Raw genomic sequence first — 22,240 nt, forward strand, 5'->3', positions numbered from 1 at the left:
CGCGCCGTGACCACCGGCCGCGTCCGATGCCGTAGACCCGAGACACCGCGTCAAGGCGCCCCCGCGCCGCGTCCCAGGGAAGGTGACCGCGTCCCGATGCCCGGCCGAACCGACAGCTCCGCCACCACCGACAGCTCCGACGCCCAGCCACCCGGCAGCGACCCCCGCCCCGTCCACCCCACCGACACCACGGGCACCGCACCGGCCGCCTCCACCGCACGCCTGCCCGCCGAGCAGCCCCACAGCTGCCTCACCCGCCTGCTGCCCACCCGCACCCCCTACCGCCGCCAACTCCGGCGGATCGGCGCCGGACGCGTCCTGGAGATCGGCTGCGGCGACGGCGACACCCTCGCCGGCTGCGCCCCCGGCAGCGTCGGCATCGACCACGACCCGCAGGCCGTCGCCCGCTGCCGCACCCGCGGCCTGACCGCCTGCACCCCCGCCGCCTTCCTCGCCGGCCCGCACGCCCGGCCCGGCGCCTTCGACGCCCTGCTCTCCGCCCACGTCCTGGAACACCTCGACGACGAACAGGCCGAAAGCCTGCTGCGCGCCTACCTCCCCTACGTACGGCCCGGCGGCGCCGCCGTACTGATCACCCCGCAGGAAGCCGGCCACCGCGCCGGCCCCGACCCCGTCCGCTTCACCGACTTCCCCCTGCTCCGCGCCTTCGCCGAATCCGCCGGCCTGATCGTCCGGCGCACCTACTCCCACCCGCTGCCCCGGCCCGCCGGACTGCTGCTCCGCGCCAACGCGTTCGTCCTGATCGCCCAGGTACCGGCCTGACCGCACCGGCCCGCCCGGCCCCGGACACACCGCGGGCCGGGACGGCCACCCCGTCCCGGCCCGCGCCCACCGTCCTCAGCGCGTACGCGCCCGCCGACGGGCCCGCACGATCGCCCGCGTGACGATCGGCGGCAGCACGTCCAGCGCCACCTTCCGCACCGTGCCGCGCGTCGGCACCGGCGGCCGGGACACCGGGCGGGCCGCCGACGCCCGCGGCTCCCGCGCCGCCGGCCCCGGCACCACCCGCGCGGCCGGCGCCGCCTTGTACCGGGACACCGGCTGCGCCGGCTCCTTGGCACCCTTGGCGCTCAGCCGCACCAGCGGCGCGTCATTGACGTACTGCACCTCGTGCCAGATGTCGCCCCGGCCCTTGATCCACTCCACCAGCGCCTTCTGCAGCGGCTCGGGATCACCCCAGGTCCCGTAGAACTTGGTGCCCGTGATGCAGATGGGGCGCAGTCCCTCGTTCGACACCGCCTGCCACGTGGCCGCGGCCACCCCCGGACAGTGCTCCGCGCGGTAGTCGTCCAGCACCACCACGCCGCTGCCGGAGAGCAGCTCACGCACCGCGAGGATGTCGCCGTGCACGTGCTCGTACAGATGCGAGGCGTCGATGTGGGCGAACCGCACCGACCCCGCCTCGACATGATCGCTGACGACCGAACTCAGCCCCTGCACGATCGTCGGCAACTCGTCATGGAACGCAAGGTAGTTCGCCTCGAAGGCGCGGCGGGTCAGCGTCGCGTAGGACTTCTTCATCTCCTTGGAGTTCGAGGCGTCCTCGGCGGGGGAGTCGAAGAGGTCGCAGACCGTGAAGCGCTCACCGTCCCGCAGCCGGGCACCCAGGAAGATCGCGCTCTTGCCCATGTACGCGCCCAGTTCCAGCAGATCACCCCGCTCGGAACGGTCCTGCTGATACGCCAGGAACCAGTCGAACAGCAGCTGATCGGCGGTGAAGAACCAGCCTTTGACGTCGGACAGCCGGGTGGGGCGCGGGAGTTGTTCGGCACTCTGGTCTGCGATGGGGGCAGTCATGTGCGGTCCGTCTCCAGACGGTCGGGAACGTAGGGCCATGTGCGCTGTAGGAGAGGCAAAAAAGAGGGTGAGGGGATACGGAGAACCTGTGCAGTTATGGACGGCGCCCGGCACACACCGTGGCGCAGGGCGCGGCCCGCACCGGGACCAGGGCGCCCTCGCTCGTCACGCAAACGTGCGAGCCCCGCCCGTCAGTCTCCCCGACGAGGCGCCGCCGCACCATGCGTTTCACGGCAGTGACCGACATCGTAGGGGGACGGACATGAACGGGAGATAACAACGGACGGACCGCCGGGGGCCCGCCCCGCCGCCCGGGGGCGCCCGCCGCCGGACCGCCCCGCCTCACTTCACCGCGCCCGCCATCACACCCGACACGAACTGCCGCTGGAACGCGAAGAACACGATCAACGGCACCACCATCGACACGAACGCCCCCGGCGCCAGCACATCGATGTTGTTGCCGAACTGCCGCACCTCCTGCTGCAGCGCCACCGTGATCGGCGGACTGCCGCTGTCCGCGAAGATCAACGCGACCAGCATGTCGTTCCACACCCACAGGAACTGGAAGATCCCCAGCGAAGCGATCGCCGGACCCCCCAGCGGCATCACCACCCGGGTGAAAAGCCGCAGCTCACCCGCCCCGTCCAGCCGGGCCGCCTCCAGCAGCTCCCGCGGGATCTCCGCGAAGAAGTTCCGCAGCAGGAACACCGCGAACGGCAGCCCGAACGCCGTATGGAACAGGACCACCCCGGCCGTCGTCTCGAACAGCCCCACCGCACCGAACAACTTCGCCACCGGGATCAGCGCCACCTGCACCGGCACCACCAGCAACCCCACGACGACCATGAACCAGCCGTCCCGGCCCGGAAAATCCATCCACGCGAAGGCATAACCCGCCAGCGAACCGATGACCACCACCAGCACCGTCGCCGGCACCGTGATCTCCGCCGTGGTCAGCAGCGACCCCATCACCTTCCCGTTCGACAGCAACTGGCCGTAGTTGTCGAACGTGATCTCCGCCGGCTTCGTGAACACCTCCCACCAGCCGGACTCCGCGATCTGCTGCGGACTGCGCAACGACGACAGCAACAGCCCCACCGAAGGCATCAACCAGAACAGCGCCACCAGCACCAGGAACACCCGCACCGCGCCGCCACCGGTCCGCGCCGCCAGACGCCCCGCGATCGACCGCCCCGCCCGCACCGCGCCCCCGCCGCGCCGGCCCGCCACCACACCCCCCACGGACGTCATCGGCGAGGCTCCTTCCGCAGGCGCCGGAGATTCACGTACATCACCGGCAGCACCAGCAACAGCAGGAACACAGCGATCGCACTGCCCAGCCCCTCGTCCACATCCGTCCCGAACGACGACTGGAACAACTGCAGCGCCAGCACATTCGCCGACCTGAGGCTCGACCCCGGCGCGATGATGTACACCAGATCGAAGATCTTCAGCACATTGATCATCAACGTGACCAGCACCACCACCAGAACCGGCGCCAGCAACGGCACCGTGATCCGACGGAACACCTGCCACTCACCCGCCCCGTCCACCCGCGCCGCCTCCAACAACTCCCGCGGCACCCCCGCCAGGCCCGCCGCGATCAACACCATCGCGAAACCCGCCCACATCCACACATACGACCCGATGATGGCCGGCGTCACCAACGCCGGACCCAGCCACTCCACCCCGTGGTACGCCGCCGCGAAATTCGCCCCCGGCAACCGCAGCCGGGCACCGTCCGCCGCCCCGGCCGGCAGCACGAACGTCCCGTCCGCCGCCGTCGTCGCCGACGCCACCACCGCCCCGCCCCGGACCGCCTCCACCCGCAGCCCCGCCAGCGCCTTCTCGTTCCCGTCGATCACCCCCGGCCGGCCGCCACCACCCCGCGTGAAGTCCAGCCACACCGAGCCCGACACCACCCCCGGCCGCCGCACCGCCGCCACCGCCGGCCGCGCCCCCCGCAGATCGTCCTGCCGCACCGCCACCAACGGCAGATCCACCCGCGCACCGGCCCGCACCACCGACTCCGTGGTGAACCCGCCACCACCCGACGGCCGCAACGCCGAACGAGGCCGCGGCTTCGCCCCCGGAAACGGCGCCGGATCACTGAACGTGTCATGCACCGACACCCACACCGCGTTCGCCACCCCGCGCTCCGGCGCCTGGTCGTACACCAGCCGGAAGATGATCCCCGCCGCCAGCATCGAGATCGCCATCGGCATGAAGACCACCAGCTTGAACGCGGTCCCCCAACGGATCCGCTCCGTCAGCACCGCGAACACCAGCCCCAGCGCCGTCGACACCGTCGGCGCCACCACCACCCACACCACGTTGTTCCGCAAAGCGGTACGAATGCCCTCGTCAGAGAACATCTCCCCGTAATTACCCAGCCCCACGAAACCGCTGCCCGACGCGTCGAACAGACTCCGGTAGACCGAGAACACGATGGGATACACCACCAGCGCCCCCAGCAACACCAGCGCCGGCAGCAAAAACACCACCGCCACCCACCGCCGGGTCCCCGTCACCCGCCGCCGCCCACCGCGCCGCCCGTCACCGTCCCGGCCACCCGGGCGGCTCACCGTGCTGACCCCTGCGTCCTTGCTGACCCCTGCGTCGCGCATCGCGTCGCTCATCGTGACGATCCCCCGGTCCCGGTCGAGACGGTCGGCGGCGGACGCTCAGCGCCCGAACGACTTCGCGGCGTCCTTCTCCAGCCGCGCCTGCGTCCCCGCGATGTCCTTGGGACTCTTCAAGAAATCCTGCAGGTCCTTCCACTCGCCCTGCCCCGGCTTGCCGCCGAAGGACGCCGGCGCCTGGTCCGACATGTCGAACCGGAAATCGTCACCCGCCGCGATCAACGCCTTCGCGATCTCACGCATCACCCCATCGGCATACGCCGCCTGATCCAGCGCCTTGTTCGGCGAGACAAAACCCCCCGCCTGCGCCCAGATCTTCGCCGCGTCCGTCGACGCCAGAAACGTCAGCAACGCCTGCGCCGCCTTGTTGTCCTTCAGCGCCACCGCCACGTCCCCACCCGTCACCACCGGCGACTTCGCCCCCACCGCCGGGAACGGGAACACCTTCGCGTCCGTACCGACCTTCGCCTTCGTCTGCGCGATGTTGGCCGCCGCGAAATCCGCCGACGACACCATCGCCGCCTTCGGCGCGTCCCCACCGCTGAACGTCTGCGTCACCGACGTCGGGAAATCCGTCTGCAGGGCCCCCGCGTTACCGCCCGCGAGCAGATCCTTCCGGCCGAACAGCTGACCCAACGTGGTCAGCGCCTGCTTCACCGAGGCATCGGTCCACTTGATCCGGTGCTGCGCCAGCCGGTCGTACTTCTCCGGCCCGGCCTGCGACAGATAGATGTTCTCGAACCAGTCCGTCAGCGTCCACCCGTCCGCACCCCCCACCGACACCGGCTCGACCCCCGACTCGGAGATCGTCTGCGCCGCCTTGAGGAACTCCGGCCAGGTCTTCGGCTCCTTCACCCCCGCGTTGCCGAACGCCTGGGTGTTGTACCAGACCAGCGACTTGTTGCTGGCCTTGAAGTACACGCCGTACGCGGTGCCCTTGTGCGCGCCGAGGTCCTGCCAGCCCTTGGAGTAGTTCTTCGCGAGCTGCGCCTTGGCGTCCGGGCCCAGCGGCTTCAGCCAGCCCTTCGCGGCGAACTCGTTGAGCACGCCCACCTGCTGAAGCATCGCCACATCCGGCGGACCCCCACCGGCGATCTTCGACCCGACGAACCCGGCCATGTCGTCACCGCTGGGCACGAAGTCGACCTTGGCGCCGGTCCGCCGCTCGAACTCGTCCAGCACCTTGACGAAGTTCTCCCGCTCCGGCCCCGTCCACACCGCAGTGACCTGCAACTTCTGCCCATCAAGCTTCGGCAGCCGCACGGTGGGCGCAGTCGACCCGCCGCCCTTGCCCCCACCACTCCCGCCACCCTCGGAACCGCCGCCACCGCTGCCTCCGCTGCAGCCGGCCAACCCCAACACCAGGGCGACCGCCGCACCCCCCGCCAGCACCCTCCCGGCCGTCCCCGTACGCCCAAGTCCTCTATGCATCCCCGTAACCCCCTGTCGCTCCATGCCACACCGGCAACAAACCGGTGCCCTGCCGTGGTGACCTGTCCGGTGTGCGGTAGTGCTGGTGGTGCGGTGGTGCTGGTGGTGCGATGTGCGGCGCGCCGGGTGGTGCGCTGTAGCGGTGCCGCTCGGTGGTGCTTCGGTGCCGTTCGGTGGTGCGGTGGTGCCCGGCGACGCGGTGTCGCTGCTTGTGGTGGTGCTTGTGGTGGTGCTCGTGGTGGTGCGAGGGTGCCGCTTGCGGTGGTGCCGGCGAGCTGCGGGCCGTGGGCTGATGCCCCAAGAACCGCGCTCCACGTGCGAATGAAGAACCGCGCCTTGCGTGCGTGTGAAGCATCGTGCTCTGCGTGTGGGTGTGCGACAGGTCTACGCCCTGCCCACGGCCTCCGCAATACCGCGTCCGGCGTCAACTCACCTTTTGTGATCGGGCTGTTACGGCCCCACCGCCCCACCCCACCCCCACCGCACGCCCCACACCCCCGCGCCGCCTCAAACGGGCCCCGGCCCCAGCTCACCCCGGGCACCTCACCCGCCCCGACTCCCACCCGGACGCACCCCGCCGGCCACGCCCGAACACCACCCCAGCCCGGCCGCCCACCCCAACCGCAACAGCAGCCAACTCAGCCCCACCCAGACCAGGCCGCTTCACACGGACCAGCCCACCCCACACAGACCAGGCCACCCCACACAGACCAGGCCACCCCACACGGACCAGGCCACCCCACACGGACCAGGCCACGGACACCCAGCCCACAGTCACCCCAGCCCGCAACTACCCCCAAGCCCACAGCTGCACCCAAGCGCACAGCTGCACCCAAGCGCACAGCTGCACCCAAGCGCACAGCTACACCCAAGCCCCGCAACTCAGGAACTCAGGTCCCAGGCCACCAAGGCAGCCCGACCTCACACCAGCGGCGGCGGGGCGGTCGCGCCCGAGGACTGGGCTGCCCGCTGGAGCGCGCTGGCCAGCAGGGCGAGGTCCGTCGGGCCGTTGCCCAGCTCGCGCAGCGGACGGCGGGCCGGCGGGTCGCCCATCCGCTGCCACTCCAACGGCACGACCGTCGGGCGCAGCGTGGACGTACGGGGTATGCGGCCGGTCACCCGCCCGGCCTGGAACGGCGTCGAGGAGCCGTCCGCCGCGCGGTGCAGTCGGCCTCGGCCGGCCGGCGCCGGCTCGGGCGCGTCGGCGGCCGCGCCCAACTCGATGCGCAGTTCCGCGAATTGGCTGGTGGCGGTGTCGGCCGTGCGGTCCGGGTGGCTGGTCGCGGCTATCAGGTGGACGCCGAGGGCCGCGCCTTCCCGGGCCACCGCTTCGAGCGCGCGCACGACGGACCCGGCGGCGGGGCGGCCCGGGCTGCCCAGGGCGGGGGCGACGAGCGCGTCGAAGTCGTCGACGAGGACGAACAGGCGGGGCAGGGGCAGGGCCGGGTCAGGGCCGGGGGCTCCGGAGTGGCCAGGGGGCCCGGGGCGTCCGGCGGACCCGGTGGGGCCCGGGGAGCTGGAGTGACCGGTGGGGCCGGGGGAGGCGGAGGGGCCCGGGGGGCCGGCGGGGGCGCGTAGGCGCAGTGTGCCGGTCGTTGGGGGGTCCGCCGGGGTGCCGCCTTCCTCCTCCTTGTTACGGCAACGATTACGGAGAGTAGTTAGTTCCTGCTGTCCGTCACCGTCGTGAGCGTTGCTCTCCCCGTCGCCGGTGCCATAACGGTCACGGTTGCGGTCAAGGTTGCGGTCAAGGTCGGGGGCGCCGGATTCGGTGGAGCGGCGCGGGGCGATGACGCGGGGCGCGGGCAGGTGCTCGGCGCGCCATTCGGCGAACGGGGTGCCGGCCAGTATCTCCGTCCGGCGCTTCAGTTCCGAGGACAGGGCCTGGGCGAACTCCCGCATGCGGACCGGGTCCGAGGCCGCGAGGTAGGTCGTGACGTGCGGCAGGTCCGTGCACACCCGCAGGCCGTCGCCGCGTTCGCTGCCGCCGCCGTCCACCAGGACCAGCGACAACAGGTCGGGCCGGTCCGCGGCGGCGAGGGAGGCCGCCAGGGAGCGCAGCAGTTCGGTCTTGCCGGTGGCGGCCGCGCCTTCCACGAGCAGATGGGTGCCGTCGGCGGCGAGGTCGGCGTGCACCGGGCCGTGCGGGCCCGCGCCGAGCACCGCGGGGGCGCTGGGGCGGTCGGTGTCCAGTGCGGCGGCCCAGCGTGCCATCAGGGACGCCGGGGTGGCGCGGGCCAGCCCCAGTTCGTCCAGCAGCCGGGTGGTGTCGGGCAGGGGAACGGCCGGGCGCTGCACCGTACGGCCTCCGGCGGGGGCGGCCGGCTCGGCCTCGCGCAGCGGCGCGAGCGCCCGTGCGAAGCGTTCGGCCCAGGCGCCGGAGACCGCGTCGACCGTTCCGACGGTGCCGTTGGGGCCGGAGCCGGGCTGGACGACGCGCAGCGCGGTGGCGACGTCGCCGCTGAGGACCGCGACCGCACCGCACTCGCCGAAGGCGGGCGAGGCCGCGCGGGCCGCTTCGTATGTCGCGGCGAGCGGGAAGGCGGGGGAGGCGGCGGGCGTTTCGGCCAGGCACAGGAGGTGGATGCCGGCCGCCGCGCCGCCCGACGCGAGCCGGGCGGTGGTCTCACGCAGCGCGGACGAGCCGGGGTCGCCGTCGACGATCAGCAGGGTGTACGGGCCGTGGTGACGGGCGGCGGCGAGGGAGACCTCGGCGCGCTCGGCGCTGGGCCAGCCGGGGCCGAGCGGGCCGTCGTCGAGCCGCCGGACGAGTTCGGCGGCGCGGGCGGTGGCCTGTTCCTTGTCGTAGGCGAGGAGCAGGCGGCAGTCCTGGCCGTGGCCGGGGCGGACGTGCGGCAGCCAGCCGAGCCAGGACCAGTCCGCGATCCGCTCCTCGGTGCTGCGTGCCCGGTCCGTGCTGATCAGCACGATGTCGAGGGTGCCGGGGGAGTGCAGGGCGGCGAGCTGGGCGACCGCGGAGCGGACCAGTCCGGTGAGCCGGGCGCGCGGGCCCGCCAGGCCCAGGGAGCCGGCCCGGCGCAGCTCGACGGTGACGGGGACGGCGGCCCGGCCGCCGCTGCGGCTCGCGGTGCCCAGCCGGACGGTCAGTGCGTCGGGGTGGTCGGGGCCGCGTTCCCACAGGCGGGTGCCGGGGCCCAGGGCGGTGAGCAGGACCGTGGCGGCGTCCGGCCAGCGTTCGTGGTCGGCGGTCCCGTAGGGGGCGGTGACCGCCTCCGGGCCGCCGGGGGCGCCGGGGTGGGGGGAGGGGTGGCCGCCGGCCGGTTCGTAGGGGTCGGTGAGGGGGCCGTCCGGGTGGTCCGTGGCGGGCCGGCCGCCGGCCAGCCGCCGTGCCCAGGCGCCGAGGCCGCCGCGCCGGCCACCCCTGCGGGGTGCTTCGTCGGCGGGTGCCGCGTGTGGCCCGTCGGCCGGGGCCAGCGGCTGCCCGCCGCCGTGGGTGCGGTCCGTCGCGCCTGCCGGGGCGTCGTGGGTGAGTTCCTCGCGGACGCCGGCGCCGTGGCCGGGGCCGTGCCCGTAGCCGTGGGAGGTGGCGGCGTCCGGGTACGGGGCGGGGGTGTGTGGGGAGGCGTAGCCGTGGTCGGCGGAGGGTGGCTGCGACCACGCGGGCCGGCCGGCCTCGGCCGGTGCCGGGGACCACGAGGGGCGGCCGGCGTCGGAGGGCGGCGCCCCGGCGGGCCGCTCGATCTCCCGTTGCCCTTCGGTGCCCTGGGTCGGCGTGCCGCGCAGGGGGGTGTCCCGTCGGGCTGTGGCGCCGGGCCGCGGGGGCGTACGGGGGGCCGGTACGGGGGAGGCCGCGGCGGGGTCCCGGGGGTCCGGCGGGTACGCGGCGGGGCCGGACGGGGCGTAGGTGCCGTCGGGGCCCGGGGTGATCCGCAGGTGGCCCTCGCCGTCGGGGGCGGTCTGCAGGGCCGGGTCCGGGGAGCCGGGGGCGGACTGGACGCGGAGGGTGGATTCGCCGATGCGCAGCAGGGCGCCGGGCCGGAGGGGTGCGGGCTGTTCGTCGAGGCCGGTGCCGTCGACGGCGGTGCCGTTGGTGGAGCGCAGGTCCGCGACGTACACGGCGCCGTCCGGTTCGACGGTGACGGCGCAGTGCAGCCGGGAGACGTCGGGGTCGTCGAGGGGGACGTCGGCGTCGGCGGAGCGGCCGATGCGGATCTGGCCGCCGTGCAGCAGGTGGACGCCGCCGGCGTCGGGGCCGGAGACGACGCGCAGGCGGGCGGTGCCGTGCGGGAGGCCGTGGGCGGGGGCCGGGCCGGGGCCCTGGAGGGTGAGGACCGCGCCGTCGATGAGCGGGGGTTCGCCGAGGGCGGCGCGCTGGGGGTCGAGCCGCTCGGTGCCGGCGTAGAGGACGACCGGTCCGCTGCCGCCCGCGCCGCCGACGTCCGCGCCGGAGCCCGCCACGGAGGCGGCGAGCGAGCCGGCCACCGCGGCCAGGGCGGTCCCGGCGGGGGCCGTCACGAGCACGTCGCAGGCCCGTGTGGTGTGGCCGCTGCGCGGCCCGAGGACGGTCAGCCGGATCTGCATCGCCGTCAACGGTCCCTTCTGCCGGGGATCCGGCAGGGGTCCGCTCACTCCCCCCGCCAACCCGGGCACGTCGGCACGTACAAGTCCCTTGTGCACGTTGCGACACAGACCGCGCGCCCCCACCGCTTCGTGCTGGGTGCATCCTCGCACCTGCCACTGACAACACGCCCGCCGACCGTCCATCAGTGATCTTGATTGGTCTTGTACGGGCGAAAAAGTGCCTGCTTGCGCGCGGTGCCCGGCCGGATTCGGACCGTCGTGGTCAGCTCGGAAGCGTCCGCGGCCGTATGGCGCGTCCGCCCCGCGTGTGCGCCGGAGGCGACCGGCACGGAGGGGCAACCATCTGTCCGGAACGCGCGTCTTCCCCACAAGTCCGGGCCGGTTCGCCGGACCGAAAAGCTTGTGCGACGGCACTACAGTGGATCGGACGGGCCGCGCGGAGATGACCTTGGGTCGGACCGGCCGCGCGGAGCTGGCGCAGCTGAACCCAGTGGCCCGGGGAAGAGATCCATCGACCAGGGAGCGCATGACGTGCGGCCGGTAGGCAGCAAGTACCTGCTCGAGGAGCCGCTGGGACGCGGCGCCACGGGCACCGTCTGGCGTGCCCGCCAGCGGGAGACGGCAGGGGCCGAGGCCGCCGTGGCCGGGGAGCCCGGTGAGACGGTCGCGATCAAGGTCCTCAAGGAGGAGCTGGCGCACGACGCGGACGTGGTGATGCGCTTCCTGCGGGAGCGCTCCGTCCTGCTGCGGCTCACCCACCCCAACATCGTGCGCACCCGGGACCTGGTCGTCGAGGGTGATCTGCTCGCGCTGGTCATGGACCTGGTCGACGGCCCGGACCTGCACCGCTATCTGCGGGACAACGGCCCGTTCAGCCCGGTGGCCGCGGCCCTGCTGACCGCCCAGATCGCCGACGCGCTGGCCGCGAGCCACGCCGACGGGGTGGTGCACCGCGACCTCAAGCCCGCCAACGTGCTGCTCGCCGGGTCGGACGGCGACGGCGAGATGCACCCGATGCTGACCGACTTCGGCATCGCGCGGCTCGCCGACTCCCCGGGCCTGACCCGCACCCACGAGTTCGTGGGCACTCCCGCCTATGTGGCGCCGGAGTCCGCCGAGGGCCGCCCGCAGACCTCCGCGGTGGACATCTACGGCGCCGGCATCCTGCTGTACGAGCTGGTCACCGGCCGTCCGCCGTTCGCCGGGTCGACGGCCCTGGAGGTGCTGCACCGGCATCTGAGCGAGGAGCCGCGCCGGCCCAGCACGCTTCCCGAGCCGCTGTGGACGGTGATCGAGCGCTGTCTGCGCAAGCGTCCCGAGGAGCGGCCGAGCGCCGAGAACCTCGCCCGGGCGCTGCGCACGGTCGCGGCGGGCGTCGGGGTGCACGCCACGCCGGCCGCGGCGGAGGCGGCGCTCGGCGTCGCCGCGCTGCTCGCCCCGGACCCGGCGCCGGCGACCGTCCCCGGTACGGGCGTCGGCGGCGCCCAGGGGGCCGGCGGCGATGCGGATCCGACCCAGGTGCTGCCGTCCGGGCCCGGTGCCGGCGGCTACGACCCGGCGGCGGCGACGAGTGTGCTGCCGTCCACCGGCGGCCCCGGCGGGCGGGACGCCGACCCGACCCGCGCGATGCCGCCGATGCCGATGGGCGCGCCGTCGGCCGGCCTGCAGGAGCCGGAGGGGCCCCATCCGTGGGAGTCCCAGATGCGGGCCGCGCGGGACCGCAACGACCAGACCCAGGTGCAGTACCTGGACCCCGGTCAGGACCCGCTGCGGCGCCGTCCGCAGCGCCGTCCGGCCCAGCAGCAGCCGCATCCGCAGCAGGCTCCCTACGGGCAGCCCGCTCCGGCGCCGTACGCGCAGCAGCCGCAGGCGCCGCAGCGCCGTCCGGAGCCGCCGCCGCAGCGTTACGAGCCGCAGCGGCCGCCCGCTCCGGAGCCGCGTCCCCGGCGTGAGCCGCGTCCGCGCAGCGCCAACCCGATGCGGATCCCGGGGCTGGGCTGCCTCAAGGGCTGCCTGGTCACGCTGATACTGCTGTTCGTGGCGGCCTGGCTGATCTGGGAGCTGACCCCGCTGCAGGAGTGGATCGGTACGACCCGCAGCTTCTTCTCGCAGATCGGACACGTGTACCACCAGGTGGAACACTTCGTGAACAAGCTCAGCGCCTGAGCGAAGCCGCCCCGGAGACCGATGGTCCCGGGGCGGCTTCGTAGATTTGTCGACTTCTGGCCGGCTTCCGGTGGGAAATTCGCCCGCAGAAGTGAAGGTTGCCGCCGTCCTGGGCACTGAACCCCCTGGCATCCGCGTAGCTTTGACGCCAACCTCAGCCCCCGCAGGACGCTCGGGGGCCCGACACGTCGGAGCAGTCTTGGCACGGAAGATCGGCAGCCGGTACACCGCCCACCAGATCCTGGGGCGCGGCAGTGCCGGCACGGTATGGCTGGGCGAGGGTCCCGAGGGGGCCGTGGCCATCAAGCTGTTGCGTGAGGACCTCGCCTCCGACCAGGAGCTCGTCGGCCGCTTCGTGCAGGAGCGGGCGGCGCTGCTGGGTCTGGAGGACCCGCATGTCGTCGGGGTCCGGGATCTGGTCGTCGACGGCAACGACCTGGCGCTGGTCATGGACCTCGTACGGGGCACCGACCTGCGCACCCGTCTGGAGCGGGAGCGCCGGCTGGCCCCGGAGGCCGCGGTCGCGATCGCCGCCGACGTCGCCGACGGGCTCGTCGCCGCGCACGCCGCGCGGATCGTGCACCGCGACGTCAAACCGGAGAACGTCCTGCTGGACATGCAGGGCCCGCTCGGCCCCGGTGGCGCGCACCCCGCCCTGCTGACCGACTTCGGCATCGCCCGGCTGGTGGACTCCCCGCGCCGCACCAAGGCCACCAAGGTCATCGGCACGCCCGACTACCTCGCCCCGGAGATCATCGAGGGCCTGCCGCCGCGCGCCTCGGTGGACGTCTACGCGCTGGCGACCGTCCTGTACGAGATGCTCGCCGGGTTCACGCCCTTCGGGGGCGGCCACCCCGGCGCGGTGCTGCGCCGCCACGTCACCGAGAGCGTCGCGCCGCTGCCCGGCATCCCCGACGAGCTGTGGCAGCTGCTGGTGCAGTGCCTGGCCAAGGCGCCCGCCTCCCGGCTGCGCGCCCCGGAGCTCGCCGCCCGGCTGCGGGAGCTGCTGCCCGGCCTGGCCGGGATGCCGCCGCTGGACATCGACGAGCCGGACGGCGAGCAGCCGGAGGACGACGCGGACGGCGCCGCCGGGGCCCGCGAGGAGGCGTTCTACCCGTCCTCCGGGGCGGGCGAGGCCACACCGCCGCGCGGCGCGGTCCCGCTGGTGCAGGGTTCGGCCCCGGATTCCAACCGGGAGACGCACACCAGCATGCGGGTGCCGGGCCCGGACGAGCTGGCGGGCGGTGCGCACGGCACGGCGCGGGCCCCGCGGGCGGCCGGTGAGCGCCGGGCGGGCTCGGCGCGGCACCGCGCGTCGCCGGAGGCGGTGCGCCGGCGCCGGATCAGGCTGGGCGCCGCGGCCGCCGCGGTGGTGGTGGCCGCGGGCCTGGGCGGCTGGCTGGCCTCCGGCGACGACGGTTCCGGCGACGCGACCCCGGGGGTCCACCAGCAGGAGCCGGACGCGCCGTGACGGCCCGGTGACCCGGCCCGGGCGGCGTGGTCCTGCCGGGGCCGGGTCACGCCGCCGGTGGTTGCCGTTAGGCTGGGTGCGTGGCAGTCGTCGATGTATCCGAAGAGCTGAAGTCCCTCTCCTCGACCATGGGGTCGATCGAGGCCGTCCTGGACCTCGACAAGATGAGGGCCGACATCGCCGTGCTTGAGGAGCAAGCGGCGGCGCCGTCCCTGTGGGACGACCCGGAGAGCGCACAGAAGGTCACCAGCCAGCTGTCCTACCTCCAGGGCCAGCTGCGCCGGGCCGAGGAGCTGCGCGGCCGGGTCGACGACCTGGAAGTCCTCTTCGAGCTCGCCGAGGCCGAGGGTGACGAGGAGGCCCGGGCCGAGGCCGAGACCGAGCTGACCGACGTCCGCAAGGCCGTCGAGGAGCTGGAGGTCCGCACCCTCCTGTCCGGCGAGTACGACTCCCGTGAGGCCCTCGTCAACATCCGTGCCGAGGCCGGCGGGGTGGACGCCGCCGACTTCGCCGAGAAGCTCCAGCGCATGTACCTGCGCTGGGCCGAGCGGCACGGCTACAAGACCGAGCTCTACGAGACCTCGTATGCGGAAGAGGCCGGCATCAAGTCGACCACCTTCGCGGTCAACGTCCCGTACGCCTACGGCACCCTCTCCGTCGAGCAGGGCACGCACCGCCTGGTGCGCATCTCGCCGTTCGACAACCAGGGCCGCCGCCAGACGTCCTTCGCCGGCGTCGAGGTGCTCCCCGTCGTCGAGCAGACCGACCACGTCGACATCGACGAGTCGGACCTGCGCGTGGACGTCTACCGCTCGTCGGGCCCCGGCGGCCAGGGCGTGAACACGACGGACTCCGCGGTCCGGCTGACCCACATCCCCACCGGCATCGTGGTCTCCTGCCAGAACGAGCGTTCGCAGATCCAGAACAAGGCCACGGCGATGAATGTGCTGCAGGCCAAGCTCCTTGAGCGCCAGCGCCAGGAGGAGCGCGCCAAGATGGACGCGCTCAAGGGCGACGGCGGCAGCTCCTGGGGCAACCAGATGCGGTCGTACGTCCTGCACCCGTACCAGATGGTCAAGGACCTCCGTACGGAGTTCGAGGTCGGCAATCCGCAGGCCGTGCTCGACGGTGAGATCGACGGCTTCATCGAGGCCGGAATCCGCTGGCGCAAGCAGCAGGAGAAGTAACCGCGCCGCCCTCGGCGGGCGCTTTCTGACACCGGAACAACTGCCTCCCTCGGGGAGGCAGTTGTTTTTGTCGTGGCGGTTTGGTCACAGTCGTATGTCCATGTACCGCGCAACCGACGCGAATTCGGGCATCCGGCCTTTAATCGGCCTTGACGATGTTCGTCTGACTGGGAAGGCTGAGCGCGGCATGCGTATGTTCTGGGGCGCGTGTAGGAACGGGGAGATGAGTGGCCTACCGGCAGTCCGGGGCCACAACACGCGTCCCCCTCGGCCCGTCGCCCCGTACAGCGGTGCTCCAATGACGAGTTCAGCTACTGGGGGTAGCAGTACATGACGAAGAAGACGCGGCTGCGCGTAGCGCGCATTGCGGCCGGTGCGGTGATCGCGGCGGGTGCGTCGCTCACCGCGGCCGGCGTGGCCTCCGCGGCTCCCGCCGACGGTTCGGGCGGTGAAAGCGGCGGCATCATCGGCGGCCTCCTCGGCGGTGTCCTCGGCGGCGGCGACTCCGGTGGCAGCACCACCGGCGACACCACCGGCGCCACCGACGGTGGCGAGACCGCCGGCCAGGTCGGCGGCGACGACAGCTCCGGCGGCGAGATCGGCGGCGACAGCGGCGCCACCACGATCGGCGGCGAGACCACGACCGGTGGCGAGACCACCGGCGGCGACACCACGACCGGTGGCGAGACCACCGGCGGTGACACCACCACGGGTGGCGAGACCACGGGTGGCGAGACCACCGGTGGCCACAACAGCGGTGGCCAGTCCACCGGCGGCGACAGCACCGGTGGCCACAACAGCGGTGGCCAGTCCACCGGCGGTGGCTCCACCACCGGCGGCCACTCCTCCACCGGCGGTGGCTCCACCACCGGTGGCGACTCCACCACCGGCGGCGACTCCGCCACCGGCGGCGACTCCACCGGCACCGGTACCGACAACGAGGGCTCCAAGCCGATCGAGCAGCCCGGCAAGGGCAAGGAGCAGATCGCTGACACGCCCGGCCAGGCCAAGCAGCAGGCGAAGGGCGGGGAGCTGGCCGAGACCGGTTCCTCCGGCACCACCTTCCTGCTGGTCGGTGCGGCCACGATGATCGCGGGCGGTGTGGGCTTCCGTATGCTGCCCCGCCTGATCAACAAGAACGGCGGCGGCGCGGCAGCGGCCTGACGCTGACGCGGCACCACGAGGGGCCCGGGACGCACTCAGCGTCCCGGGCCCCTCGGCGTTCACACTCCCGCCACGGGCGGGACAGTCTCCTACGCGCCCCGTAAAGGGCGCGGCAAGCGTCAGACGGCCTGGTGAAGCAGCACACCGACCGCGATGAGCACGATCATCAATGCCACCAGCATCGCGGGGCTGAGCTGGGCGAATACGCCGCCCGCTTGCTGCTGGAGCCGTTCCCTGCTCGCCCGGCACACAGGGCAGCGGCCCTCGCTCACAGGGGCCGCGCAGTTGGCGCACACCAGTCGGTCGTACGTCATGCGACCTCCTTCTTCACTGCACCAACGCACCGGGGGGCACATTGGTTCCCCCTTCCACTGTGCCAGCTCCCCGGCGGAACGGCGCGTCCCGCAGGATTGTGCGGCTTTTTGTCCCAAAGGTGCCGTGAAGAAACGCACCATCCCCCCACGCCGACTGCACCGTCCCGCGAGGTTCGCGTATGGTCACGCACACCGACGGGAGCCGCAACTCGGCAACCCGTGCCGCTATCCAGGTCGACCGTGGTGCATCAGTGATCCGATTCGACAACGTCTCCAAGACCTACCCGAAGCAGAACCGCCCTGCACTCAGGGACGTCTCGCTCGAGATCGAGCGCGGCGAGTTCGTCTTCCTGGTGGGCTCCTCGGGCTCCGGCAAGTCCACCTTCCTGAGGCTGCTGCTGCGCGAGGAGCGGGCCAGCCACGGCCATGTGCACGTACTCGGCAAGGACCTCGCCAAGCTCTCCAACTGGAAGGTCCCGCAGATGCGGCGCCAGGTGGGCACGGTCTTCCAGGACTTCCGGCTGCTCCCCAACAAGACCGTCGGGGAGAACGTCGCCTTCGCCCTCGAAGTCATCGGCAAGCCGCGGGGCCAGATCCGCAAGACGGTCCCCGAGGTCCTCGACCTCGTCGGGCTCGGCGGCAAGGAGGACCGGATGCCGGGCGAGCTGTCCGGTGGTGAGCAGCAGCGCGTCGCCATCGCCCGGGCCTTCGTCAACCGCCCGATGCTGCTCATCGCGGACGAACCCACCGGCAACCTCGACCCGCAGACCTCGGTCGGCATCATGAAGCTGCTGGACCGGATCAACCGGACCGGTACGACGGTGGTCATGGCCACCCACGACCAGCAGATCGTCGACCAGATGCGCAAGCGGGTCATGGAACTCGAGAAGGGCCGGCTCGTACGCGACCAGTCGCGCGGCGTGTACGGCTACCAGCACTGAAAGGACGCCATGCGCGCCCAGTTCGTCCTGTCGGAGATCGGCGTCGGTCTCCGCCGAAACCTCACGATGACCTTCGCGGTCATCGTCTCCGTAGCCCTCTCGCTGGGCCTGTTCGGCGCCTCGCTGCTGATGCGCGACCAGGTCAGCACGATGAAGGGCTACTGGTACGACAAGGTCAACGTCTCCATCTTCTTCTGCAACAAGAACGACGCCGAAACCGGCGCCAACTGCGCCAAGGGCGCGGCCACCCAGCAGCAGAAGAACGACATCAAGGCGGAGCTGGACCGGCTGCCGATCGTCCAGAGCGTGACGCACGAGTCCAGCGACCAGGCGTACAAGCACTACAAGGAGCAGTTCGGCGACACGCCCGTGGCCGGACTGGTGACGCCCGACCAGCTTCCGGAGTCCTTCCGCGTCAAGCTCAAGGACCCCACCAAGTTCACGGTCATCAAGTCGGCGTTCTCCGAGCGGCCCGGCGTGCAGGAGGTGCAGGACCAACGGGACACCGTTGAGCCGCTGTTCAACCTCCTGAACGGCATGAACATCGCCGCGCTGTGCGTGATGGGGCTGATGCTCGTCGTTGCGCTGATGCTGATCGTCAACACCGTGCGGGTGTCGGCGTTCAGCCGTCGGCGGGAGACCGGCATCATGCGGCTGGTGGGAGCGTCCAGCTTCTACATCCAGATGCCGTTCATCCTGGAGGCCGCCATCGCGGGCCTGCTGGGCGCCGCGTTCGCCTGTGTGCTGATCGTCGGCGGCAAGTACGTCCTCATCAACAACTGGCTGGCGAAGAAGATCCAGGTGATCAACTTCATCGGCTGGGACTCGGTGGCGGCGGTGCTTCCGCTGGTGCTGCTGATCGGGCTGCTGATGCCCGCGCTCGCCGCGTTCTTCGCGCTGCGCAAGTACCTCAAGGTGTGACCCTTGCCAAGAGGCGCCGTACGGACAACTTCCCGTACGGCGCCTTTTTGTCCCCTAGACTCACCGGCATGTCGGGCCCGTGTTCGTACGTCCGGCCCCGCCGCATTCGCCGCGGGGCGGCCCTGACCTTGTTCCTCGCGAGTGTGCTCGCCACCGGCGCGGTGACCGGCACATGGAGCGACAAGGCGGAGGGCGCGGCCGGCCGCGCCGCCCCGGACCGCGCGGTTCCGAGCGCTCACGGCTCCGCGTCCGCACGGTCCTCCGCCACCGCCGACCGCGCGGCCGTGGAGCGGGCCGCCACCGAAGCCATCGAGGACGGCAAGTCCGGTTCCCAGGCGGCCGCCGAGGTGGTCAGCCGCAGCGGCGACCGCTGGTCGACGATCTACACGCCGGGCGAGTTCGAGGATTTCCAGGCGCAGTTGGACGGCCGTTACGTCGGTGTCGGGCTGTGGGTGCGGCAGGTGGCGGGCCGGACCGAGGTGTCCCGGGTCCGGCCGGGCAGCCCCGCGGCCGGCGCCGGGATCGCCGTCGGTGACCGGCTGCGGGCCGTCGACGGCCGCGCCACGCGGGACCGTCCGGTCACCGAGACCGTCGCGGCGCTGCGCGGCGAGACGCACCGCGGCGCCCGGGCCGCGGTCGGCACGGCCGTACGGCTCGACCTGCAGCGCGGTGACCGGCGCTGGAGCGTGACCCTGCACCGTGTCCGGCTGCGCACCCCCAACGTCGTCACCGACCGGCCGGCCGGGCCGCACGGCCCTACCCGCGTCAAGATCACCTCGTTCGCGAGGGGCACCGGCGCCGCGGTCCGCCGCGCGGTGCGCCGCGCCTCGCCGCACGGTGGTCTGCTGCTCGACCTGCGGGGCAACACGGGCGGGCTGGTCACCGAGGCCGTCGCCACCGCCTCCGCCTTCCTGGACGGCGGCCTGGTCGCCACCTACGACATGCGGGGCGCCCAGCGCGCGCTGTACGCCGAGCGCGGCGGCAACACCCGGCTGCCGCTGGTGGTGCTCGTCGACGGTGGCACGATGAGCGCCGCCGAGCTGCTGACCGGGGCGCTCCAGGACCGCGGCCGGGCCGTGGTGGTGGGCTCCCCGACCTTCGGCAAGGGCTCGGTGCAGATGCCCAGCCGGCTGCCGGACGGTTCGGTCGCCGAGCTGACCGTCGGCCACTACCGCACCCCGTCGGGGCGGATCGTCGACGATGCCGGCATCACCCCCGACCTGGTGGTGGGGGATCATGCCGAGCGGCGGGCCCGCACAGTATTGAGTGGCCTCGGAGCGGGTGCGTAGTGCGAAAATGGCCGCACTATGGCTAAGGACAAGGGCAAGGACAAGACTCCCGGGCGCAAGCTCGTCGCACAGCACAAGAAGGCGCGGCACGACTACCACATCCTGGACACCTACGAGTGCGGTCTGGTGCTGACCGGTACCGAGGTGAAGTCGCTGCGCCAGGGCCGGGCGTCGTTGGTGGACGGTTTCGTGCAGATCGACGGCAACGAGGCGTGGCTGCACAACGTGCACATCCCCGAGTACGCCCAGGGCACCTGGACCAACCACGCGGCGCGGCGGAAGCGGAAGCTGCTGATGCACCGCTACGAGATCGACAAGCTGGCGTCCAAGAGCAACGAGACGGGGCACACGATCGTGCCGCTGGCCCTCTACTTCAAGGACGGCCGGGCCAAGGTCGAGATCGCGCTGGCCAAGGGCAAGAAGGAGTTCGACAAGCGGCAGACGCTCCGCGAGCAGCAGGACCGCCGCGAGGCGGACCGGGCGGTGTCCGCGGCCCGTCGGCGGCAGCGGGCCTGACCTGCGGGTGCGGCCCCGGGAATACGCTGGCAACCGCACCTGTTGTTCACGTACGATGGCTGAGCACCCCACGGAGGGTGTGCACCACATTGAAAAATCAACATGGGGATGATCGGTTTCGACAGCGGATGTCGAAGCAGGGGAAGCGTGTCGAGGAAGCGGCAATGATCTCGTAAACCATATGCCGAAACCAATAATCGCCAACACCAAGCGCGATTCCTTCGCCCTCGCTGCCTAAGTAGCGACTTGCGAAGTGTCAGCCCGGGGATGATCCCGACCCGGTTCCTGGCATCAGCTAGGGGTCTTATCCGTTGAGCCCGGTCACGGGGCGCAGCGGAGACATCAAACAGTGACTGAGCCCGTCGGAGACTTGTTCGCGTGATCTCCGGGGCTGAGAAAATCGCAGCGAACTGCACACGGAGAAGCCCTGATTCCACACCGTTGGACGCGGGTTCGATTCCCGCCATCTCCACTCATCCCATGTAGCGCAGCGCCCTCGCGAGATTCTCGCGGGGGCGCTGCGTTTTTGTGCCCGCGCCCGGCCGGCTCACCAGGACCGACGGCCCGACCACGCGAGGGTGAGGGCGAGGGCGGCCGCCGCGGCGGGGACCCCGTACGCGGCCGCCGGGGCCGCCAGGTGGTCCACCGCGAAGCCGCCGGCCGCCGAGCCGGCCGCGATCCCGCCCAGCAGGGCCGTCACCGCCAGCGTCATCCCTTCGTTCAGCCGGTCCGCCGGGGTGCGGGCCTGGACCAGTCCCATGCCGGTGACCATGGTCGGTGCGGTGGCCATGCCGGCCGCGAGCAGCGCGGCGGCCAGTGCCGGCGCGCTCCCGGTGGCCGCGGCCGCGAGCGGCAGCAGCATCAGTACGGTCATCGCGCCGACACAGGTCAGGAAGCGTGCTCCGAGGCGGCCGGCCGGGCGCAGCAGGCCGTACAGCAGCCCGGCCGCGCCGGAGCCGGCCGCCTGGAGGGCCAGCATGCCGCCAGCGGCGGAGCGGATGCCGTGGTCGTCGGCGTAGGCGAGGGTGACGACCTCCAGGGAGCCGAAGATCGCGCCGGTGGCGAGGAAGGTGAGCAGCAGCGGGGGGAGGCCGGGCAGCCGCAGCGGTGCCGCGGCCCGCTGCTCGTCGCGGGTGCCGGCCGGCCGTGCGGCCACCGGTGGTTCGGTGTCGCGGCGGCCGGCGAACAGCAGCATGCCGGTCAGCAGCAGCGCCGCGGCGACCGCGGTCCCCGCCTCGGGGAAGAGGGTGGTGCACAGCAGCGTCGCGAGTACCGGTCCGAGCATGAAGCACAGTTCGTCCGCGGCCTGTTCGAAGGAGTTGGCGGTGTGCCGGGCGGCCGGGTCGTCGCGGAAGAGGTGTGCCCAGCGGGCGCGGGACATGCCGCCGGTGTTGGGTGTGGTGGCGGTGGCGGCGTACGACGCGAACAGGGTCCAGTCGGGCGCCCGGAGGTGGACGCACAGCAGCAGCGAGAGCGAGCCGAGGACGGCGACCGCGGTGGCCGGGACGGCGACGCGGGACTGGCCGTGGCGGTCGACCATGCGGGCGGTCCACGGCCCTGCCAGCGCCGTCGCCGCGAGGCCGGTCGCGGTGACCGCCCCGGCCAGCGCGTAGGAGCCGCGCGAGCCGGCGATCATCAGCACCGCGCTGACGCTGAACATCCCCATGGGCAGCCGGGCCAGCAGGTTGGCGGCGGTGAAGGCGCGGGCGCCGGGGGCGGCGAAGATCCGGCGGTAGGGGGCGAGCGGGCGGAAGCGGGGGCGGCGGCGCGGGGCAGGGCGTACGGGGGGCGCAGTGACGGGGCGGGCGGCGAGGAAGAGGATCATGCCTCATACGGTCGCG

At 72.6% G+C, this 22,240-nt stretch carries 16 protein-coding genes and 1 other RNA gene; 10 read left to right on the plus strand and 7 right to left on the minus strand.

Translation table 11 applies throughout. From position 1 onward, the window contains the following. Nucleotides 1-96: 96 nt before the first annotated feature. Nucleotides 97-783, plus strand: coding sequence for a class I SAM-dependent methyltransferase (locus OO62_RS17410; RefSeq protein ID WP_033268361.1), 687 nt, complete (start codon nucleotides 97-99; stop codon nucleotides 781-783). 75 nt (nucleotides 784-858) lie between these two features. Here the strand turns inward: OO62_RS17410 and OO62_RS17415 are convergent, their stop codons facing one another. From OO62_RS17415 to OO62_RS17435, 5 genes are all read right to left on the minus strand, one after another. Then, entirely contained in the window at nucleotides 859-1,818 is a 960-nt protein-coding gene (locus tag OO62_RS17415) for a class I SAM-dependent methyltransferase (protein WP_033268362.1), read from the minus strand. A gap of 342 nt (nucleotides 1,819-2,160) precedes the next feature. Further along, entirely contained in the window at nucleotides 2,161-3,069 is a 909-nt protein-coding gene (locus OO62_RS17420) for a carbohydrate ABC transporter permease (RefSeq protein WP_033268363.1), read from the minus strand. Then, on the minus strand, nucleotides 3,066-4,457 hold the full coding sequence (locus OO62_RS17425) for a carbohydrate ABC transporter permease (protein WP_164993287.1): 1,392 nt from the start codon (nucleotides 4,455-4,457) through the stop codon (nucleotides 3,066-3,068). Before OO62_RS17425 ends, OO62_RS17420 begins: the two co-directional genes overlap by 4 nt. A gap of 45 nt (nucleotides 4,458-4,502) precedes the next feature. Further along, nucleotides 4,503-5,891 carry an ABC transporter substrate-binding protein gene (locus tag OO62_RS17430; protein WP_051733340.1) on the minus strand — a complete coding sequence of 463 codons (1,389 nt, stop codon included), beginning with the start codon at nucleotides 5,889-5,891 and terminating at the stop codon, nucleotides 4,503-4,505. A gap of 921 nt (nucleotides 5,892-6,812) precedes the next feature. Further along, nucleotides 6,813-10,430, minus strand: coding sequence for an FtsK/SpoIIIE domain-containing protein (locus OO62_RS17435; RefSeq protein ID WP_033268365.1), 3,618 nt, complete (start codon nucleotides 10,428-10,430; stop codon nucleotides 6,813-6,815). Between the two features lie 531 nt (nucleotides 10,431-10,961). On the opposite strand from OO62_RS17435, the gene OO62_RS17440 reads away from it, so the two are divergent. The 4 genes from OO62_RS17440 to OO62_RS37010 all read left to right on the plus strand — a co-directional run bounded on the left by OO62_RS17440 (nucleotide 10,962) and on the right by OO62_RS37010 (nucleotide 16,418). Next, a complete protein-coding gene (locus tag OO62_RS17440) occupies nucleotides 10,962-12,596 on the plus strand; it encodes a serine/threonine-protein kinase (protein ID WP_033268366.1) in 1,635 nt (544 codons plus the stop codon). A 199-nt stretch (nucleotides 12,597-12,795) separates the two neighbouring features. Next, nucleotides 12,796-14,067, plus strand: a complete 1,272-nt coding sequence (locus tag OO62_RS17445) for a serine/threonine-protein kinase (protein WP_033268367.1) — start codon at nucleotides 12,796-12,798, stop codon at nucleotides 14,065-14,067. An 80-nt stretch (nucleotides 14,068-14,147) separates the two neighbouring features. Then, on the plus strand, nucleotides 14,148-15,254 hold the full coding sequence (gene prfB / locus OO62_RS17450; protein WP_033268368.1) for a peptide chain release factor 2: 1,107 nt from the start codon (nucleotides 14,148-14,150) through the stop codon (nucleotides 15,252-15,254). 330 nt (nucleotides 15,255-15,584) lie between these two features. After that, nucleotides 15,585-16,418, plus strand: coding sequence for a hypothetical protein (locus OO62_RS37010; RefSeq protein WP_051733343.1), 834 nt, complete (start codon nucleotides 15,585-15,587; stop codon nucleotides 16,416-16,418). 119 nt (nucleotides 16,419-16,537) lie between these two features. Here the strand turns inward: OO62_RS37010 and OO62_RS17460 are convergent, their stop codons facing one another. Further along, on the minus strand, nucleotides 16,538-16,732 hold the full coding sequence (locus tag OO62_RS17460) for a hypothetical protein (RefSeq protein ID WP_033268369.1): 195 nt from the start codon (nucleotides 16,730-16,732) through the stop codon (nucleotides 16,538-16,540). A gap of 251 nt (nucleotides 16,733-16,983) precedes the next feature. Here OO62_RS17460 and ftsE point away from each other — a divergent pair, with 251 nt between their 5' ends. From ftsE to ssrA, 5 genes are all read left to right on the plus strand, one after another. Beyond that, the gene (gene ftsE / locus OO62_RS17465) at nucleotides 16,984-17,673 is read left to right on the plus strand and encodes a cell division ATP-binding protein FtsE (protein ID WP_033268370.1); all 690 of its coding nucleotides are present in this window, start codon (nucleotides 16,984-16,986) and stop codon (nucleotides 17,671-17,673) included. 9 nt (nucleotides 17,674-17,682) lie between these two features. Beyond that, nucleotides 17,683-18,594, plus strand: a complete 912-nt coding sequence (gene ftsX / locus OO62_RS17470; RefSeq protein WP_033268371.1) for a permease-like cell division protein FtsX — start codon at nucleotides 17,683-17,685, stop codon at nucleotides 18,592-18,594. A gap of 68 nt (nucleotides 18,595-18,662) precedes the next feature. Then, entirely contained in the window at nucleotides 18,663-19,883 is a 1,221-nt protein-coding gene (locus OO62_RS17475; RefSeq protein ID WP_051733344.1) for a S41 family peptidase, read from the plus strand. 18 nt (nucleotides 19,884-19,901) lie between these two features. Further along, complete coding sequence (gene smpB, locus OO62_RS17480; protein ID WP_033268373.1) at nucleotides 19,902-20,399, plus strand: SsrA-binding protein SmpB; 498 nt, start codon at nucleotides 19,902-19,904, stop codon at nucleotides 20,397-20,399. Nucleotides 20,400-20,503: 104 nt separating this feature from the next. Further along, nucleotides 20,504-20,874, plus strand: a transfer-messenger RNA (tmRNA) gene (gene ssrA, locus OO62_RS37445). A 72-nt stretch (nucleotides 20,875-20,946) separates the two neighbouring features. Here the strand turns inward: ssrA and OO62_RS17485 are convergent. Continuing rightward, on the minus strand, nucleotides 20,947-22,224 hold the full coding sequence (locus OO62_RS17485; RefSeq protein WP_033268374.1) for an MFS transporter: 1,278 nt from the start codon (nucleotides 22,222-22,224) through the stop codon (nucleotides 20,947-20,949). Nucleotides 22,225-22,240: the final 16 nt, after the last annotated feature.

This window comes from Streptomyces lydicus (genome assembly GCF_000717345.1).
Taxonomy (GTDB): Bacteria; Actinomycetota; Actinomycetes; order Streptomycetales; family Streptomycetaceae; genus Streptomyces; species Streptomyces lydicus.